Origin of the sequence: Escherichia sp. AM3, from assembly GCF_032029835.1 — a bacterium.
Taxonomy (GTDB): domain Bacteria; phylum Pseudomonadota; class Gammaproteobacteria; order Enterobacterales; family Enterobacteriaceae; genus Escherichia; species Escherichia coli.
Genome location: NZ_JAVUPQ010000726.1, coordinates 1 through 337, shown reverse-complemented (window position 1 = coordinate 337; position 337 = coordinate 1). Strand labels below are relative to the sequence as shown.

General features: G+C 65.0%; 1 pseudogene. It reads right to left on the bottom strand.

The window, feature by feature from the left end:
- A pseudogene (tetR(A), locus tag RTW80_RS28080) lies at positions 1–337 on the bottom strand (tetracycline resistance transcriptional repressor TetR(A)); the annotation flags it as partial.

The window sequence follows — 337 nt, the reverse complement described above, 5'->3', positions numbered from 1 at the left end:
CCTCAAGCACGGCCCCAACAGTGAAGTAGCTGATTGTCATCAGCGCATTGACGGCGTCCCCGGCCGAAAAACCCGCCTCGCAGAGGAAGCGAAGCTGCGCGTCGGCCGTTTCCATCTGCGGTGCGCCCGGTCGCGTGCCGGCATGGATGCGCGCGCCATCGCGGTAGGCGAGCAGCGCCTGCCTGAAGCTGCGGGCATTCCCGATCAGAAATGAGCGCCAGTCGTCGTCGGCTCTCGGCACCGAATGCGTATGATTCTCCGCCAGCATGGCTTCGGCCAGTGCGTCGAGCAGCGCCCGCTTGTTCCTGAAGTGCCAGTAAAGCGCCGGCTGCTGAAC